Origin of the sequence: Pseudomonas sp. FEN (genome assembly GCF_904067045.1) — a bacterium.
Taxonomy (GTDB): domain Bacteria; phylum Pseudomonadota; class Gammaproteobacteria; order Pseudomonadales; family Pseudomonadaceae; genus Aquipseudomonas.
Window position 1 is genome coordinate 18549 of the sequence record NZ_CAJFDC010000012.1, and the last position, 18051, is coordinate 36599.

General features: G+C 61.6%; 13 protein-coding genes. 3 read left to right on the forward strand and 10 right to left on the reverse strand.

Going from position 1 to position 18051, the window contains the following annotated elements; translation table 11 throughout:
- Nucleotides 1-27 precede the first annotated feature (27 nt).
- From PFEN_RS12215 to aceK, 3 genes are all read right to left on the reverse strand, one after another.
- The gene (locus PFEN_RS12215) at nt 28-1149 is read right to left on the reverse strand and encodes a beta-ketoacyl-ACP synthase III (protein ID WP_191487090.1); all 1122 of its coding nucleotides are present in this window, start codon (nt 1147-1149) and stop codon (nt 28-30) included.
- A 254-nt stretch (nt 1150-1403) separates the two neighbouring features.
- On the reverse strand, nt 1404-5315 hold the full coding sequence (gene hrpA / locus PFEN_RS12220) for an ATP-dependent RNA helicase HrpA (protein WP_191487091.1): 3912 nt from the start codon (nt 5313-5315) through the stop codon (nt 1404-1406).
- A 97-nt stretch (nt 5316-5412) separates the two neighbouring features.
- Complete coding sequence (aceK, locus tag PFEN_RS12225; protein ID WP_191487092.1) at nt 5413-7134, reverse strand: bifunctional isocitrate dehydrogenase kinase/phosphatase; 1722 nt, start codon at nt 7132-7134, stop codon at nt 5413-5415.
- Between the two features lie 143 nt (nt 7135-7277).
- Between aceK and PFEN_RS12230 the strand changes: the two genes are divergently transcribed.
- A complete protein-coding gene (locus PFEN_RS12230; protein WP_191487093.1) occupies nt 7278-8189 on the forward strand; it encodes a DMT family transporter in 912 nt (303 codons plus the stop codon).
- Nucleotides 8190-8354: 165 nt separating this feature from the next.
- On the opposite strand, the gene PFEN_RS12235 is transcribed toward PFEN_RS12230, so the two are convergent.
- The 3 genes from PFEN_RS12235 to cysK form a co-directional block, all read right to left on the reverse strand.
- Nucleotides 8355-9218: a DMT family transporter gene (locus PFEN_RS12235; protein ID WP_191487094.1), complete on the reverse strand. Its 864-nt coding sequence runs from the start codon at nt 9216-9218 to the stop codon at nt 8355-8357.
- A gap of 347 nt (nt 9219-9565) precedes the next feature.
- Nucleotides 9566-10504: an aspartyl/asparaginyl beta-hydroxylase domain-containing protein gene (locus PFEN_RS12240; RefSeq protein ID WP_191487095.1), complete on the reverse strand. Its 939-nt coding sequence runs from the start codon at nt 10502-10504 to the stop codon at nt 9566-9568.
- A 217-nt stretch (nt 10505-10721) separates the two neighbouring features.
- Complete coding sequence (gene cysK / locus PFEN_RS12245) at nt 10722-11696, reverse strand: cysteine synthase A (RefSeq protein WP_191487096.1); 975 nt, start codon at nt 11694-11696, stop codon at nt 10722-10724.
- A gap of 245 nt (nt 11697-11941) precedes the next feature.
- Here cysK and PFEN_RS12250 point away from each other — a divergent pair, with 245 nt between their 5' ends.
- The gene (locus PFEN_RS12250) at nt 11942-12787 is read left to right on the forward strand and encodes an AAA family ATPase (protein WP_191487097.1); all 846 of its coding nucleotides are present in this window, start codon (nt 11942-11944) and stop codon (nt 12785-12787) included.
- Between the two features lie 68 nt (nt 12788-12855).
- On the forward strand, nt 12856-14034 hold the full coding sequence (locus tag PFEN_RS12255; protein ID WP_191487098.1) for a vWA domain-containing protein: 1179 nt from the start codon (nt 12856-12858) through the stop codon (nt 14032-14034).
- 189 nt (nt 14035-14223) lie between these two features.
- On the opposite strand, the gene PFEN_RS12260 is transcribed toward PFEN_RS12255, so the two are convergent.
- The 4 genes from PFEN_RS12260 to PFEN_RS12275 all read right to left on the reverse strand — a co-directional run bounded on the left by PFEN_RS12260 (nt 14224) and on the right by PFEN_RS12275 (nt 17941).
- Nucleotides 14224-15141 (reverse strand): biotin-dependent carboxyltransferase family protein, encoded by a 918-nt coding sequence (locus PFEN_RS12260; protein WP_191487099.1) that lies wholly within the window; start codon nt 15139-15141, stop codon nt 14224-14226.
- The gene (locus tag PFEN_RS12265; RefSeq protein ID WP_191487100.1) at nt 15138-15842 is read right to left on the reverse strand and encodes a 5-oxoprolinase subunit B family protein; all 705 of its coding nucleotides are present in this window, start codon (nt 15840-15842) and stop codon (nt 15138-15140) included. The genes PFEN_RS12260 and PFEN_RS12265 overlap by 4 nt, the downstream gene beginning before the upstream one ends.
- Nucleotides 15839-16591 (reverse strand): 5-oxoprolinase subunit PxpA, encoded by a 753-nt coding sequence (locus tag PFEN_RS12270; RefSeq protein ID WP_191487101.1) that lies wholly within the window; start codon nt 16589-16591, stop codon nt 15839-15841. The genes PFEN_RS12265 and PFEN_RS12270 overlap by 4 nt, the downstream gene beginning before the upstream one ends.
- A 63-nt stretch (nt 16592-16654) precedes the next feature.
- The gene (locus PFEN_RS12275; RefSeq protein ID WP_191487102.1) at nt 16655-17941 is read right to left on the reverse strand and encodes an MFS transporter; all 1287 of its coding nucleotides are present in this window, start codon (nt 17939-17941) and stop codon (nt 16655-16657) included.
- Nucleotides 17942-18051: the final 110 nt, after the last annotated feature.

Sequence of the window (18051 nt, forward strand, 5' to 3'; positions counted from 1 at the left end):
ATGATGCAACGGCTCCTGCAAGCGCACTCAACGCTTGCGCAGGATCACGCTACCGATCGAGTAGCCGGCACCGAACGAACTGAGTACAGCCAGCGATCCGGCGGCCAGGTCGTCCTGGTTCTTGTGGAAGGCAATCACCGAGCCGGCCGAACTGGTGTTGGCGTAGGTATCGAGAATCACCGGCGCTTCTTCCAGCGTCGCCTCGCGGCCCAGCAGTTTCTTGACGATCAGATGGTTCATGCTGAGGTTGGCCTGGTGCAGCCAGAAGCGCTTCACATCGCCAATATTCAACTGGTTCTCTTGCAAATGCGCAGCGATGAGCTCCGCCACCATCGGGCAGACATCGCGGAACACCTTGCGACCTTCCTGGACAAACAGCTTGTCCGGAGTATCAATTCCCTCTTCCGCCGCGCGGTTGAGGAAGCCGAAGTTGTTGCGGATGTTATTGGAGAACTTGGTCAGCAACTTGGTGCCGACAATATCGAACTGATAGGGCGAAGTCGCCAGGTCGGCCCGTTCCAGAATCACCGCCGTCGCCGCATCACCGAAAATGAAATGGCTGTCACGGTCGCGGAAGTTCAGGTGACCGGTGCAGACTTCCGGGTTGACCATCAGGATCGCCCGGGCCTGGCCGAGTTGGATGCTGTTGCTGGCGGCCTGGATGCCGAAGGTCGCCGAGGAACAGGCGACGTTCATGTCGAAGCCGAACCCCTGGATACCGAGGGCTTCCTGGACCTCGATGGCGATAGCCGGGTAGGCCCGTTGCAGGTTCGAACAGGCGACGATCACCCCGTCGATGTCGGCGGCGGTCTTGCCCGCGCGTTGCAGCGCCTGTTCGGCGGCGCCGATGGCCATCTGGCAAAGGACCGACCACTCATCGTTGGAGCGTTCGGGCAGACGCGGCTTCATGCGCCGCGGATCGAGGATACCGTCCTTGTTCATCACGAAACGGCTCTTGATGCCGGATGCCTTCTCGATGAACGCGGCGCTGGACTCGGTCAGCGCCTGAAGCTCACCACGCTCGATGGCGGCGGCGTTTTCGAGGTTGAACTGTTGCACATAGGTGTTGAAAGACTGCACCAGCTCCTCGTTGGAAATGCTGTTGGCCGGGGTGTACAGGCCGGTGCCGCTGATGACGACGTTATGCACGCTCGTTCCTCTATTCTGTTCAGGCAGAAGGCATTGGTACATTCGTACCAACACATAAAAGGGCCAATCCCATGAAAGCGGGAATGGGCCTGGAGTCGTTTTCTTCCGACCCGGTCCGACAAACAGCGCTCAAACCGTGAAATCGGCATTTATAGCTTTCAAGTGTGCCATAAACATCGGGATTTGGCCCTAGGACCGAGATCAATGGAGCACAACTGAACGGTTTGCAGCAGCCCGGCGAAAAAAACCGCGCGTCAAGCTTCGACCTGGCTCCATTGTTTACCCAGGCGTTTGTCCGAAATCGGCACCTTGGTCCCCAACTGCTGGGCAAACAACGACACCCGATACTCCTCCAGCCACCAGCGGTAAAGCTCCAGCTGCGGGTCGCGCTTGCCTTCCTGGGCATGCTTGGCCGCGCGGGCCTGGTATTGCGCCCAAAGCCCCGCCAGTTCGGTGCTCCAGACCCGATCCTTCTGCACCTGGGCCGGCAGTTTCTCCAGGCGTAGTTCAATGGCCTTGAGGTAACGCGGCAACTCCTTGAGCCAGGCACCCGGCGTCTGCCGGACGAAACCAGGATAAATAAGCTGACTCAGCTGCTGCTTGATATCATTGAGCGCCACTGCCTGGGCCAGGTCGATCTTGCCCTTGAAGCGTTTTTGCAGAACGTGCCAGAGCTTGAGAATCTCCAGGCTCAAACGGGCCAGGCGCTCGGCATGCTCGATCCAGGCACCGCGCTTGCGTTCGGCCAGGGAGGCCAGCCCCACGCCATCGCGCGGCAAGCTGTCCTCCCCTTCCAGTACGCAACTGTCGAGGCTGGCCAGCAAAATATCTTCCACCAGCGCCTCGACCCGGCCCAGCTCGCGATGGAGCAAGCCCAGTTCGGTCAGGCCCGGCAGCTTGCCGCGGAGAAACTTCGCCGGCTCGGCCAACTGTTGCAGCAACAGGCGCTGCAAGGCCCGGCGATGCTGGAACTCGGCTTCGGCCGGCGTGGAGAAACGCCCTTCCTTGACCGTGCCGCCCTCCTCCACCAGCGCCGGGTACACCGTCATCGACAGCCCGGCAATCTTCTGTTGGGTGCTCTGGGCCACCGCGGCGAACTCCTTGGCCTGCACCGGCTGCTGGCTTTTCGCGGTCTGCGGCACGGCCAGGGCGGCCTGGCTGGCCTCGGCAAAACGTGCGGTCAGTTCGGCCAGATCGCGACCTTCGCCGAGGAACTTGCCCTGGGCGTCGACGATCTCCAGATTCATCCGCAGATGGTTTTCCACCTGCTGCGCCGCCTCGGCCCAAGCCTCGTCGCCGACCCGCGCGCCAGTCATGCGCAGCAACTCGCGGCCCAGCGCCTGGGGCAATGAGCCTTCGGCAAACTCGATCCGTTGCAGGGCGGCCTTGACGAAATCCGGCACTGGCACGAAGTTCTTGCGCAAGGCCTTGGGCAGGTTACGCACCAGGGCGATGCACTTGGCCTCGATCACCCCCGGCACCAGCCATTCCAGACGCTCGCCGGGCAGGGCCGGCAACAAGGGTGCCGGCACCCGCAGGGTCACGCCATCGCGCGGATGGTTGGGCTCGAAGTGATAGCTCAAGGCCAAGGCCAGGTCGCCCAGGTGCAGGGTGTCCGGATAATGCGCGGCGGTGACTTCACTGGCTTCGCGGGCGAGCACATCCTCTTCGCGCATGATCAACAGTTGCGGGTCTTTCTGGCTGTTGACCCGATACCAGCTGTCGAAGGTCGCGGTCTGGTGAATCTCCGCCGGCAGACGCGCATCGTAGAAGGCGAACAGGGTTTCTTCATCGGCCAGGATATCGCGGCGCCGGGCCTTGGCCTCCAACTCATCGAGTTGTTCGAGCAATTGCTGGTTGGCGCTCAGGCACCTGGCTTTCGATTGGATCTCGCCGCGCACCAGCGCCTCGCGGATAAACAGCTCGCGAGAGGCCTGCGGATCAATGGGGCCGAAGTGCACCGGACGGCGCCCGACCACGATCAGGCCGAACAGGGTGATCTGTTCGAAGGCCACGACCTGGCCACGTTTCTTCTCCCAATGGGGTTCGAAGTGGTTCTTCTTGATCAGGTGTCCGGCCAGGGGCTCGATCCAGTCCGGCTCGATCTTGGCGACCATGCGCGCATAAAGCTTGGTGGTTTCCACCAACTCGGCGGCCATCAACCATTGCGGACGCTTGCGGCCCAACCCCGAGGACGGATGGACCCAGAACCGGCGCTGGCGCGCGCCGAGGTAGTCACCCTCTTCGGTCTTCTGGCCGATCTGGCTGAGCAGCCCGGACAACACCGCCTTGTGCAGCTTGGGATAGTCCGCCGGTTCCTTGTTGACGCTCAACTGCAGGTCACGGCAGATCAGGCCCAATTGGCGGTGGGAGTCGCGCCACTCGCGCAGGCGCAGGTAATTGAGGAAGTTCTTCCGGCACCAGTTGCGCAACGCACTGGCGCCCAGGGCCTGGCGCTGCTCCTCGAAGCCGCGCCAGACATTGATCAGGCCGGCGAAATCCGAGTCCACATCCTTCCATTGCGCGTGGGCCTGGTCGGCGGCCTGCTGGCGCTCGGGCGGACGCTCGCGCGGGTCCTGCACCGACATGGCGCTGGCGACGATCAGCACTTCCTGCAAGCTGCCGAGCGTGGCCGCTTCCAGCAGCATGCGGCCCATCCGCGGGTCCACCGGCAGGCGCGCCAACTGGCGGCCCAGCGCTGTCAGCTGATTCTCGCGGGTGACCGCCGAGAGCTCTTGCAGCAGGTTGAAACCGTCGCTGATGGCCTTGCCGTCCGGCGGCTCGATAAACGGAAATGCGGTGATTTCGCCGAGGCGCAGGTGCAGCATCTGCAGGATCACCGCCGCGAGGTTGGTGCGCAGGATCTCCGGGTCGGTAAATTCCGCACGGCCGTTGAAGTCCTCCTCACTGTACAGGCGCACGCAGATACCCGGCTCGACCCGCCCGCAACGGCCCTTGCGCTGGTTGGCACTGGCCTGGGAAACCGCTTCGATCGGCAGGCGTTGGACCTTGGCGCGGTAGCTATAGCGGCTGATGCGCGCCGTACCGCTGTCGATCACGTAGCGGATCCCCGGCACGGTCAGCGAGGTTTCCGCGACGTTGGTCGCCAGCACCACCCGACGCCCCGGATGGGACTGGAAAATCCGCTGCTGCTCGGCCGGTGACAGCCGTGCATATAAAGGAAGGATTTCCGTGTGCTTGAGCTGGGCCTTGCGCAGCATGTCCGCGGCGTCGCGAATCTCCCGCTCGCCGGGCAGGAACACCAGTACATCGCCCGGGCTCTTGCGCTCGCTGCGCTCGAAAGCGGCGATCTCGTCGAGAGTGGCGAGAATCGCCTGGTCCACCGTCAGGTCGTCCTCGACACTGTTACCCTCTTCATCCTGTTGCGAAGTCAGTGGGCGGTACCAGGTATCCACCGGGAAGGTCCGCCCGGACACTTCGACAATCGGTGCATCGTTGAAGTGTTTGGAAAAACGCTCCAGATCGATGGTCGCCGAGGTGATGATGACCTTCAGGTCCGGACGCCGGGGCAGCAGGGTTTTCAGGTAGCCGAGCAGGAAGTCGATATTCAGGCTGCGCTCGTGGGCCTCGTCGACGATGATCGTGTCGTAGCGTTCCAGGTAGCGGTCATTCTGGGTTTCCGCCAGGAGGATACCGTCAGTCATCAGCTTGACCAGGGTATTGGCCTCGCTCTGGTCTTCGAAGCGCACCTGATAACCGACCAGCGCCCCCAGGGGCGTGGCCAACTCGTCGGCGACCCGGCTCGCCACGCTGCGCGCGGCAATCCGGCGCGGCTGGGTGTGACCGATCAGACCGTGCTGACCACGGCCGATTTCCAGGCAGATCTTCGGCAACTGGGTGGTTTTGCCCGAACCGGTTTCACCGGCGATAATCAGCACCTGGTGCTTGAGCAGGGCAGCCTTGATCTCATCGCGCTTGGCGGCGATGGGCAGGCTGTCATCATAACGAATCACCGGCACGCTCTTGGCGCGGGCCGTGACCTGGGCACAGGATGCCCGCATCCGCTCGACCCATTGGGCCAACTTGCTTTCGTCGGGCTTCTTGCGCAACTCGAGCAACTGCCGCCGCAACCGGTGGCGGTCGGCAATCATGGCCTGGTCGAGGTTTTTCAGCAGTTGGTCGATAGCGGGCGATTCGTCAGTCATCAGGTACGCAAAGGTCGTCTATTTTAGGCAGGCGCGGATTGTCGCAGATTTGCGCTGAAAAATGATGCCAACTGCGTTGCCGAAGCGCCCCGACGGATTATTCGTTATCCCGCTCCTTGCGCCGGTACGGAAACACGTCGATCACCTTGCCCGCCCGAATCGCCTCTTGCAGGCCTTTCCAGTAGTCGGCGTCATACAACTCGCCATGCAACTGGTCGAACAGCCGGCGCTGCGTCATATCGGCAAACAGGAAGGGCGGGAACTCCTCCGGGAACACATCCATCGGCCCGATGGAATACCAGGGTTCCGAGGCCATTTCATCCTCGGGCGTGCGCGGCGCGGGAATGTGCCGGAAGTTGGCTTCGGTCAGGAAGCAGATCTCGTCGTAGTCGTAGAACACCACGCGGCCATGACGGGTCACGCCGAAGTTCTTCAGCAGCATGTCGCCGGGAAAGATATTGGCGGCGGCCAGTTGCTTGATCGCCAGGCCATAGTCCTCCAGCGCCTCGCGAACCTGGGCATCATTGGCGTTTTCCAGGTACAGGTTCAGCGGGGTCATGCGCCGCTCGGTCCAGCAGTGACGGATCAGCACCGTGTCGCCCTCGACCTGTACCGTCGATGGCGCCACCTCAAGCAATTCCTCCAGGCACGCCGGCTCGAACTTGCTCAAGGGAAAGCGGAAGTCGGCGAACTCCTGGGTATCGGCCATGCGCCCGACCCGATCGACACTTTTCACCAGCCGATACTTCTCGATCACCGTGGCGCGGTCGACGTTCTTCGATGGCGAAAAGCGGTCCTTGATGATTTTGAACACGGTGTTGAAGCCCGGCAGGGTAAACACGCTCATGACCATGCCGCGGATACCCGGGGCCATGATGAAACGGTCGTCGGAGTTGGCCAGGTGATTGATCAGCGCCCGGTAGAACTCGGACTTGCCGTGCTTGTAGAAGCCAATGGAGGTGTACAGCTCGGCGATATGCTTGCCCGGCAGAATACGTTTGAGGAAGCCGATGAACTCCGCCGGCACCGGCACATCCACCATGAAATAGGAGCGGGTGAAGGAAAAAATGATCGACACTTCGGCTTCGTCGGTAATCAGGGCATCGATCTGGATGCCACGCCCTTCGCGGTGCAGCAACGGGATCACCAGTGGCCATTGTTCATCCGGGGTGTAGATCCGCCCCACCAGATAGGCGCCCTTGTTGCGGTACAGCACCGACGAGAACAGTTCGACGTTCAATTCCGGATCCTTGCACACCCAGTCCGGCAGGTTTTCCCGCAACTGGGCTTCCAGGCGCCGCAGGTCGCCCGGTAAATCAGCGTAGGCCTCGCTGAAGCGGTAGTCGGTAAAGATCTGTTCGAGCATGCCCGACAATTCGCCCTGGGGCCGGTAGGTACGGGTTTGCGCCGCCCGCGCCCGCCGCAGCGAGGGCCGGGTGGTGTGAATGAACATGCAACCGTCGCTGATCAGGTCATGGCTGAACAGGCCGCAAAAGGTCGAGTTGTACCAGGTCTCCGCCAGTTCATCGTCGAAACGCAGGTCGATCAGGCTGATATAGGCGCTTTTCACCAGGGGCCAGAGCGTGACATCCAGCAGGGTACTTTCATCAAAGGTCGCGCGCAGCCGGGCATTGACCTCAGCGACCTTCTCTTCATACAGGTTGATGCGTGCCGCCGAAGCGGCCTGTGCTTCCTGCCAGCGGGCGCCTTCGAAACGGGCGCGGGCGCCGTCGGTAATCTGCCGAAAGTGCTCACGGTAATCGTCGAAACCATCGAGGATCATGCGGGCGATATCGGCGGCCGGCCATGGCTGCGGCATAGTTGAACCCCTGCGCTATTGTTCGAGATTGTGCTGTTCACGATTCGCTTGAGCTTAGAGGCCAACGCTTGAGCAACGCAACCATTGCCTTGCCAACTACATGCGGTGACACTGGCTCGCCCTAGCCTGCCAAGGAAGCCATCGTGAGACCCGTCGATATCCTGCGCATGTTCATACTGGCCGCTGTCTGGGGTGCCAGTTTCCTGTTCATGCGGATCATTGCTCCCGTACTTGGTGCTTTTCCGAGCGCTTTTTTTCGTGTTTCGATTGCCGCCGTCGGGCTGCTGGTGATCCTCACGCTGATGCGTATCAACTGGGACTTCAAAGGCAAGTTCAAGGTTTGCCTGATGCTCGGCGTCATCAACTCCGGGCTGCCAGCGACCCTGTACTCGGTCGCGGCCCAGGTACTGCCGGCCGGTTATTCATCGATCTTCAACGCCACCACACCGCTGATGGGCGTGTTGATCGGCGGCCTGTTCTTCCACGAAAAACTGAGCCGGAACAAGCTGCTCGGGATCTTCCTCGGCTTGTTCGGGGTTGCGGTATTGACCCGCGCCGGACCTGTAACCTTCAACCTTGAATTACTGATGGGGGCGATGGCGTGTCTGCTGGCGACCACCAGTTACGGCTTTGCCGGGTTCCTCACCCGCCGCTGGCTCGACCATCAAGGGGGGCTCGATCCACGGCTATCGGCCATGGGCAGCATGTTCGGCGCGACCCTGGTGATCCTGCCGTTCTTCGGTTACAGCGCCATCGTCCATCCACCGGCCAGTTGGGGCGGGATCAGCGTCTGGCTGTCCCTGCTGGGTTTGGGCCTGGTGTGCACGGCGTTTGCCTACATCATGTATTTCCGCCTGATCAGCGATATCGGCCCGGTCAGGTCGATGACCGTGACCTTCATGATTCCAGTGTTCGGGGTGCTGTGGGGGGCGCTGTTTCTTGACGAGCCACTGTCCATGGCCCATGTGTATGGCGGGATGTTGATTGCGCTGGCGTTGTGGCTGGTACTGAAGCCCGGGGCGGCGTTGAAGGTGGCCAGCGTGGCTGACCGCTAGTTATCAGCTGACCTCCAGGCCCCTTCGCGGGCAAGCTCCGCTCCCACAGGACCTGGTCACACCGCAAAATCCCGGCCAGACATGGACACTGTGGGAGCGGAGCTTGCCCGCGAAGGGGCCGGAACGGGCGCGGTAAAACCCGGCCAATGCGCCCGTTACCGCCGTTTAGCCAGCCTTGCGAAACACAAACACAAAGCCGACGATAATCAACCCCATGCCGAGCATGCTCAGCGCCGCCAGGCGGTTACCGAAGATCAGGTAATCCATCACCGCCGTCACCGCCGGCACCAGATAGAACAGACTGGTGACATTGACCAGGTTACCCCGGGCAATCAGCCGGTACAGCAACAAGGTCGCCAGCACCGACACTACCAGGCCCATCCATAGCACCGGCACGACAAAGCCGCTGCCGGTTTCGAAGTGGAACGGCTGGAACGGCACGAAGATCCCACACAGCAACAACCCGGCCAGGTACTGCACCGGCAGCGTGCCCAGTGGGTTATCGCTGATGCGCTTCTGCATGATGGACCCCGCGGTCATGCTGGCCAGGGCCAGCAAACCGAACAGCATCCCGGCCAGGGACATGCCGGCCAGGCCGATGCCCTGGTAAACCACCAGGATCAGCCCCGCCAACCCCAGTCCCAGCCCGAACATCCGACTCCAGGAGCGCCGCCGCTCCATCAGCACCGCCGTAAGAATCGGTTGCACCCCCATGATCGTTGCCATGACCCCGGGCGTAACCTTCAGGTCCAGGGCCAGCAGATAGAAAATCTGGTAGGCCCCCAACAACACCAGGCCAGTTGCCGCCGCATAGAGCAGCGGCTTGCCCTTGCGCGGCAGCTTGAGCTTGAGCAGCGGGACCAACACCATCAGCCCCAGCAGGGCGATGCAAAAACGGATCAACAGGAAAGCGAACGGCGAGGCATGGGCCAACCCCCATTTGGAGAAAATCGCCCCACTGCTCCAGAGCAGGACAAACAGACTCGTCGAGGCCGCCGCGGTTGCGGATTGTTTTGAAAAAGCCGACATGGATACCACCTGTGATTCAGGCAAAAGCCGATTCAGCGCAAAGCTGAACATTCAGTAGTTTTTTCAGGCGGGCACAGGGGAACGGCAAATACTGCCGATCAGCCCAAAAAGCCAACACCCGGCGGTGATACGACTGCGTACACCGGCGTGCTACTGACAGGTGGGGGGTAATGACTGATCTGCACAGGCTGCTGGTTCCCGCACGGCACGACCGCAGCGTTGAGCGCTGAATCGACTACCGCATTGAGCAAGGAAACGGGCATGTGCTGATCTTTTACCGAGGAAGGTGAATCGGTTGAAACACCGAGCGCCGACTATAACCAGCGCTCGGCAGCAATTGCAATGGGTCAGCCGAACAACCAATAACCGAGCGCGGCGAACACCACGACCGCCAGCACCGGGCGCATGGCGCGATAGCCCTGCGGATTGGCGCGTTTGAAGCGCTTGACCATGCCACTGATCTTGTCACTGAAACGTTTGCTCCAGGCATAGACCTGGTTGATCCCACCGACCCGCTCATCATCGACGTTCTGCGGAGCCGTGGCGCGACCGAGGAAGGCGCTGACCCGGCGGTTGACCGCCGTCATGAAACGACTGCTCAGCGGACGCTCGACATCGCAGAACAGAATAACGCGGGTCTGCTCGGTTTCGTTCTTGACCCAATGCACGTAGGTCTCGTCGAACATCACGTCTTCGCCGTCGCGCCAGGCATAGACCTGGCCGTCGACAAAAATCCGGCAGTCGTCGGAGTTCGGCGTGGACAACCCCAGGTGATAGCGCAAGGAACCGGCAAACGGGTCACGGTGCGGATTGAGGTGACTGCCGCCAGGCAACAGGGCGAACATCGCGCCCTTGACGTTAGGGATCGAGTTCACCAGGGCCACGGTTTTCGGGCACAGCAACTCGGCCGACGGCAGGGCCTTGTCGTACCACTTGAGGTAGAACCGCTTCCAGCCCTTCTTGAAGAACGAGCCGAAACCGGCATCGTTGTTCTTCTCGGCGGCACGAATATAGCCTTCGTCGAACAGGTGCATGGCCTCTTCGCGAATGGCCTGCCAGTTGTCCTTGAGCACATCCAGCTCGGGAAACTTGCTGCGGTCCAGGTAAGGCTTGGACGGCACGCTGGAAAACAGGTACATCAAGGCGTTATACGGCGCGAAAGCGGCGGAATGGTTGACGAACTGGCGCAATAGCGGCAGACGCGCCTTGCCACGCAGATGCACATAAAGCGTACTGCCGAGGAACAGCAGCAGGACTGTGGCCTTGGCGGCAAAGGAAAAGCTCATTCAACACTCCTCGAAAATGGGCAACGCACAAGTGTGCCGGTGCCGCTCGACTCACCCCACGTGGCAGCCGGCCATGATAAACATTACCGGCGCCGGGAAAAACCCATGGCTTCACAGATTCAGTGTTGCCGATTCGGCAATAAAGCCTCTTTTTAACAAGAAACGGCTGAACGGTAGCTGATCCAGGTCAGTGAGGTATTGCCCTGCCCCTGCCGGGTTATTGCTGCATCTCCTGTTCGCTGAACAGATCGCTGAACAACATGCTCGACAGGTAACGCTCAGCGGAGTCCGGCAACACCACGACGATGGTCTTGCCCTGCATTTCCGGCGTCTGCGCCAAGCGCACGGCAACCGCCATGGCCGCGCCGCTGGAAATCCCGCAGAGAATCCCCTCCTCCTGCATCAACCGCAGGGCCATGGCCTTGGACTCTTCGTCGGTCACCAGTTCGACTCGGTCGACCATTGCCAGATCGAGGTTTTTCGGCACGAAACCGGCGCCGATGCCCTGGATCTTGTGCGGGCTCGGCTTGACCTCGGCGCCAGCCAGGGTCTGACTGATCACCGGCGAGGTGAGCGGCTCCACCGCCACCGAGAGGATCGGCTTGTGCCGGGTCAACTTGATATAGCGCGAAACCCCGGTAATGGTGCCGCCAGTGCCGACGCCGGCCACCAGCACATCCACCGCGCCGTCGGTATCGTTCCAGATTTCCGGGCCGGTGGTCTTTTCATGGATGGCCGGGTTGGCCGGGTTGTCGAACTGCGCCGGCATGAAGTATTGGCCCGGGTCGCTCGCGACAATCTCCGTGGCCTTTTCAATGGCCCCCTTCATGCCCTTGGCCGGTTCGGTCAATATCAACTCCGCGCCCAGTGCCTTGAGTACCTTGCGCCGTTCCAGGCTCATGGAGGACGGCATGGTCAGCAGCAGCTTGTAGCCCCGCGCGGCGGCCACGAACGCCAGGCCGATGCCGGTATTGCCGGAGGTCGGTTCGACAATGGTCATGCCCGACTTGAGTTTGCCGCTGCTTTCGGCGTCCCAGATCATGTTGGCACCGATCCGGCATTTCACCGAGTACCCAGGGTTACGCCCTTCGATCTTGGCCAGGATCGTCACGCCACGGGGCGCGATACGGTTGATCTGGATCAGCGGCGTATTACCGATGGAGTGCGCGTTGTCTGCAAAAATACGGCTCATGACGGGGTCCTTTCGTGCAGCGTTGACGGGAACTTTAAAGGTTATGCCTCAGGGTTGCGGGCGTCCAGTCGGGACACCTCGCGCAGCGATGGCGCGCAACGGACCCGGTCATGATCCGACGCTTCATTCAGAGACTGAATAAGCCGTCTGCGTTCACACTCGGCCGGGCGTCGCGTTATAGTCGGCCATGGTTTTCCCCCGCCCGCCGTCGAACCCGGCCGGCGTTATCGTCCGAGGAATTGCAGATGAAGTTCGAAGGCACCCAGGCCTACGTCGCCACCGATGACCTGAAGCTGGCGGTGAACGCCGCCATCACGCTGGAGCGTCCGCTGCTGGTCAAGGGCGAGCCCGGCACCGGCAAGACCATGCTGGCCGAACAACTGGCCGAATCCTTCGGCGCCAAGCTGATCACCTGGCATATCAAATCGACCACCAAGGCGCACCAGGGCCTCTACGAGTACGATGCGGTCAGCCGCCTGCGCGACTCGCAGCTGGGCAACGAGAAGGTCCACGACGTTCGCAACTACCTGAAAAAGGGCAAGCTGTGGGAAGCGTTCGAATCCGACGAGCGGGTGATCCTGCTGATCGACGAAATCGACAAGGCCGACATCGAGTTCCCCAACGACCTGCTGCAAGAACTCGACAAGATGGAGTTCTACGTCTACGAGATCGATGAAACCATCAAGGCGAAGAAACGCCCGATCATCATCATTACCTCCAATAACGAAAAAGAGCTGCCGGACGCCTTCCTGCGCCGCTGCTTCTTCCACTACATCGCCTTTCCAGACCGCGTCACCCTGCAGAAAATCGTCGACGTGCACTACCCGAACATCAAGAAGGACCTGGTCAGCGAAGCCCTCGACGTATTCTTCGATGTGCGCAAGGTCCCGGGCCTGAAGAAAAAGCCATCGACCTCGGAATTGGTGGACTGGCTGAAACTGCTGATGGCCGACAATATCGGCGAAGCGGTACTGCGCGAGCGCGATCCGACCAAGGCCATTCCGCCTTTGGCCGGGGCCCTGGTGAAGAACGAACAGGACGTGCAGTTGCTTGAACGCCTGGCCTTCATGAGCCGGCGCGGCAGCCGTTAGGCTCAGTGCGAAAGCGGCCCGCGCGGCGAGCTTTCGAACAGACCCACGTTCATTCAAGGGCCATTGCCATGCTGCTCAATCTGTTCAATGAAATGCGCGCCGCCAAGGTTCCGGTGTCGGTGCGCGAGCTGCTCGACCTGATCAACGCGCTGAAACAGCGCGTGACCTTCGCCGACATGGACGAGTTCTACTACCTCGCCCGGGCGATCCTGGTGAAGGACGAGCGGCATTTCGACAAATTCGACCGGGCGTTCGGTGCCTACTTCAATGGCCTGGAAAAACTTGACCAGCACCTCCAGGCCCTGATTCCCGAAGACTGGCTGCGCAAGGAGTTCGAGCGTTCGCTGAGCGACGAAGAGCGCGCGCAGATCCAGTCCCTCGGCGGCCTGGACAAGCTGATCGAGGAATTCAAGAAGCGCCTGGAAGAACAGAAGGAACGTCACGCTGGCGGCAACAAGTGGATCGGCACCGGCGGCACCAGCCCGTTTGGCTCGGGCGGTTTCAACCCCGAAGGCATTCGCGTCGGCGACGCTGGCAAGCGCCAGGGCAAGGCGGTCAAGGTCTGGGACCAGCGCGAGTACAAGAACCTCGACGACCAGGTCGAACTGGGCACGCGCAATATCAAGGTAGCCTTGCGCCGCCTGCGCAAGTTCGCGCGCCAGGGCGCGGCGGAAGAGCTGGATATCGACGGCACCATCGACCACACGGCTCGCGATGCCGGCCTGTTGAATATCCAGATGCGCCCGGAACGGCGCAACACCATCAAGTTGTTGCTGCTGTTCGACATCGGCGGCTCGATGGACGCCCATGTGAGGATCTGCGAGGAGCTGTTCTCGGCCTGCAAGACCGAGTTCAAGCACCTGGAGTACTTCTACTTCCACAATTTCGTCTATGAATCGGTGTGGAAGAACAACCTGCGCCGGGGCTCGGAACGCACCTCGACCCAGGACCTGCTGCACAAGTACGGCGCCGACTACAAAGTGATCTTCATCGGTGACGCGGCCATGGCGCCGTATGAAATCACCCAGGCCGGCGGCAGTGTCGAGCACTGGAACGAAGAAGCTGGCTATGTGTGGATGCAGCGCTTCATGGCCAAGTACAAGAAGCTTATCTGGATCAATCCGTATCCGAAGGACACCTGGAATTACACGGCGTCCACCGGGATCGTTCGTGATCTGGTGGAGGATCAGATGTACCCGCTGACCTTGCGGGGATTGGAGGAAGGAATGCGCTTCCTGTCCAAGTAACCACTACGCCTATGCTGAGCAGACATCTGTGGCGAGCAAACACCTGTGGCGAGCGGGCTTGCCCGCGTTCGGCTGCGCGGCAGCCGTAAAACCATAATCCCGGTTATTTCTGATACACCGCGATTGCAGGTTTGGGGGCGCTGCGCACCCCAGCGCGGGCAAGCCCGCTCACCACAAAGGAGAGCGGTGTCAGGCAAACCGGCGCAGGAACTCGACCTGTTGCCGATGCGCCGTCTCCTGCACCACCGGCGCCAGCCTGACCTGCGTCCCCGGCAGGCATTGCGCCAAGCGGGCCAGCGACAATGGCGTCAATCCCCCCAGGCGCGGGTACCCACCAATGGTCTGCCGATCATTGAGCAACACAATCGGCTGACCGTCCGGTGGCACCTGAATCGCCCCCAGGGGAATACCCTCGGAAATCATCGGCTCGCCCTGGTACTTCAACTCCGGCCCCAACAGCCGAATACCCATGCGGTCGGCACGGGTATCCAGGGTCCAGACACTGTTGAATGCATCAAACAGGCTTTGTCCGCTGAACTCGCCGATCTGCGCCCCGAGTACCACCTGCAAGGGCGCACTGGAACTGAAATCCGGCACCCGCGCGCCTGATAATCCTCTTGGCGCCGATGCCGATCCGCGATATTCCAGGCAACCGCCTTTGGCCAAAGGCCGCCCCAGGCCATCCAACCCACCGAGTTCCTCGCGGACCACGCAGGCGGCACTGCCAAGGACTTTCGGCGCGATGAAACCACCCGGCGCGGCCAGATAAGCCCGCGCCCCCGACAGTGGTTGAATCAATTGCAGGCGCTGGCCTTTCCTCAAGACAAAACTGCACCAGGGCGCCAGCGCCTGGCCATCTACCCGCGCGCCCAGATCGGCGCCGGCCAAAGCCAGGCAGCAATCCTCCTGCGCCAGCAGCGTCAACCCGCCCAGGGTCACTTCCACCACCGCCGCATCTGGCGCATTACCCAGCAAGTGGTTGGCCCAGAACATCGATACCCAGTCCAACGCTCCGCCCTGGGTCACGCCCAGATGGCGCACGCCAAAACGCCCGGCATCCTGCAACAGGCACAGCGGCGTACTTGCCTCGATCAACAGATGGCTCATGCCAAGCCCCCCAGCGGCGTGTCATCGCCACCCAACGTAATGAATTCAGCGTGGTCGATCGCGGCAAAACGTACTGTATCGCCCGGCTGCATCAGGCTATAGCCGTCACGCTCACGGTCGAACAGCTTGCTCGGGGTACGCCCGATCAAATTCCAGCCCCCCGGCGAGACCACTGGGTAAGCCGCAGTCTGGCGCTCGGCAATCCCCACGCTCCCCGCCGCGACTCGTTTGCGCGGGGTGCTGAGGCGCGGGGCGGCCAGCCGTTCGTCGACCAATCCCATAAAGGCAAACCCCGGAGCAAAACCCAGGGCGAACACCTGGTATTCGCGTGCGCTGTGGCAGCGAATCACTTCGCTGACCGAGCAGCCGGCGCGTTCGGCCAACAAGCCCAGTTCCGGGCCGACACTCGGGTCGTACCACACTGGCAACACATGGCACTGGCCCCCGCCCGCAGTGTTCGGGGCCAGGTCGGTCAAGGCCGCGGCAATCAGTTCCCGGGCCTGGGACGGGCTCAACGCCAGCAGGTCGTAATGCACCATCAAGGTGGTATAGGACGGCACCAGATCGATCAGGTGCCCGGCGAATCCAGCGCGCAAACGCTCGCCGGCAGCGAGCATCCACGGCATGTTCTCTTCAGCGATCACGTCGAACAGCCGCACCATCAGACAGTCGATCCCGACCACTTCAATCCGTGGCTTCATGGTTGCGACTGCCGGTCCAGGGCCTCGCGGATACGCTGTACCGCGGCCACCGAGCTGGCGTTGTCGCCGTGCACGCACAGGGTATTGGCCTGCAGGCGCAACGCGCTGCCATCGCTGGCGGCGAGGCTGTCACCACGGGCGATGGTCAGTGCCTGTTCGACGATCAGTGAAGGCTCGTGAAGCACGGCGCCGGGCAACTGGCGCGACACCAGGCGCCCCGCGCAATCGTAGGCACGGTCGGCAAAAGCCTCGAACCACAATTCGACACCGTATTCATCACCCAGGGCCTGGGCCGCGCTGTTGTCACGCATTGCCAGCAACATCAGCGGCAGTCCCCGGTCATAGGCGGCAATGGCCTGGATCACCGCGCGCAGTTGCTCGGGGTTGGCCATCATGTCGTTGTACATCGCGCCGTGCGGCTTGACGTAACTCACCCGGGCACCCTGCGCCCGACAGATACCGTCCAGCGCGCCGATCTGGTAATGCAGCAGGTCCTGGATTTCCTGCGGCGTGCAGGCCATGGAGCGGCGACCGAAACCCACCAGGTCGGGATAGGCCGGATGAGCACCGATACGCACGTCATTGGCCAGGGCCAAGGTAACCGTTTTGCGCATGATGCTCGGATCGCCCGCGTGATAACCGCAGGCCACATTGGCGCAATCGATAAACGGCATGACCTGCGCATCCAGACCCAGGGTCCAGTTGCCATAGCTTTCGCCGATATCGCAATTCAATAACAAGCGGCTCACGGTGGTTGCTCCTGTGGGCTTTTAACTTTTCTTAATGTGGGACTTTTCACAAATACCCACAGATTACTGCGCTTCGAGTGCCTTGCCACGGGTTTCCGGCAGGCTCAGGGCGGCGAGAATCACCACTCCGTAGGACACGGCGGCAAAAGCGCCAATCCCCAGGCTCAAGGAAACTTTCTGGCTGAGCAGACCGATCAACAGCGGGAAAAACGCCGCCAGCGCGCGGCCGATGTTGTAGCAGAAGCCCTGGCCGGAACCGCGGATCCGCGTGGGAAACAGCTCGGTGAGAAACGACCCCATGCCGCTGAAAATCCCCGAGGCAAAAAAGCCCAGCGGCAAGCCCAGCCACAACATGACCTCATTGCTGACCTGCAACTGGGTGTACAACAGCACAATGATGAAAGAACCGACGGCGAACAGGATGAAGTTCCTCTTGCGCCCCAGCAGATCGGTCAGGTACGCGCTGATCACATAACCGATGTAGGAACCGGCAATCACCATGGCCAGGTAACCGCCCGTGCCGAGCACGCTCAACCCCCGTTCAGTCTTCAGATAGGTCGGCAACCAGGCGGTGATGGCGTAGTAACCGCCCAAGGCACCGGTGGTCAGCAAAGAGGCCCGCAGGGTGATACTGAGCATGCCCGGGGCAAAGATCTCGTAGAACCGCGCCGGCTGGCTCGGCGCCTCCTGGGCCTTGGCCTGGCGATAGATCTCCGGGTCCTTGACCAGGCGACGCACGAAAATCACAAAGATCGCCGGGACGATGCCCAACACGAACAGGGCGCGCCAGGCGTCTTCCGGCGGCAGCAGCGAAAACAGCGCCGCATAGAGGATCGCGGTCAGTCCCCAGCCCAGAGCCCAGCCCGATTGCACCATGCCGACCGCCTTGCCACGGTCCTTGGCGCGGATCACCTCACCCATCAACACCGCGCCGGCGGTCCACTCACCACCGAAACCAAAGCCCATCAAGGTGCGGGCCACCAGCAACTGGTGGTAGTTCTGGGCGAAACCGCAGAGGAAGGTGAACACGGCGAACCAGAGTACCGTCAGTTGCAGGGTGCGTACCCGGCCAATGCGGTCGGAAAGGATGCCGGCGATCCAGCCGCCGAGGGCCGAGGCAATCAGGGTGCTGGTGGAAATCAGCCCGGCCTGGCCGGTGGTGAGGCCCCAGAGGGCGATCAGCGTCGGGATGACGAAACTGAGCATCTGGGTATCCATGCCATCCAGGCCGTAACCGATCTTGCAGCTCCAGAACGTTCGACGTTCCTGCTGATTGAGATGGCGGTACCAGGTGAACGGACCGGGCGTGCCCTCGGTTGAAGTGACATCCAGCGAGCCGGGCGTAGTCATGGGGGCAAATTCTCCGCGTAAAACTTATTGGTATTGTTCTGGCGACCGCCCAGGCTTAGGCTTATCGTGCCTGACCGGTCGAGGGCCATTTTTCGTTGGCCGGGCCCTCT

What these genes read in the sequence shown, in the direction of transcription:
- cysK (WP_191487096.1), bottom strand. Translation starts at nt 11,696, where the DNA reads ATGAGCCGTATTTTTGCAGACAACGCGCACTCCATCGGTAATACGCCG.
- hrpA (WP_191487091.1), bottom strand. Translation starts at nt 5,315, where the DNA reads ATGACTGACGAATCGCCCGCTATCGACCAACTGCTGAAAAACCTCGAC.
- PFEN_RS12260 (WP_191487099.1), bottom strand. Translation starts at nt 15,141, where the DNA reads ATGAGCCATCTGTTGATCGAGGCAAGTACGCCGCTGTGCCTGTTGCAG.
- aceK (WP_191487092.1), bottom strand. Translation starts at nt 7,134, where the DNA reads ATGCCGCAGCCATGGCCGGCCGCCGATATCGCCCGCATGATCCTCGAT.
- PFEN_RS12240 (WP_191487095.1), bottom strand. Translation starts at nt 10,504, where the DNA reads ATGAGCTTTTCCTTTGCCGCCAAGGCCACAGTCCTGCTGCTGTTCCTC.
- PFEN_RS12265 (WP_191487100.1), bottom strand. Translation starts at nt 15,842, where the DNA reads ATGAAGCCACGGATTGAAGTGGTCGGGATCGACTGTCTGATGGTGCGG.
- PFEN_RS12235 (WP_191487094.1), bottom strand. Translation starts at nt 9,218, where the DNA reads ATGTCGGCTTTTTCAAAACAATCCGCAACCGCGGCGGCCTCGACGAGT.
- PFEN_RS12275 (WP_191487102.1), bottom strand. Translation starts at nt 17,941, where the DNA reads ATGACTACGCCCGGCTCGCTGGATGTCACTTCAACCGAGGGCACGCCC.
- PFEN_RS12255 (WP_191487098.1), top strand. Translation starts at nt 12,856, where the DNA reads ATGCTGCTCAATCTGTTCAATGAAATGCGCGCCGCCAAGGTTCCGGTG.
- PFEN_RS12250 (WP_191487097.1), top strand. Translation starts at nt 11,942, where the DNA reads ATGAAGTTCGAAGGCACCCAGGCCTACGTCGCCACCGATGACCTGAAG.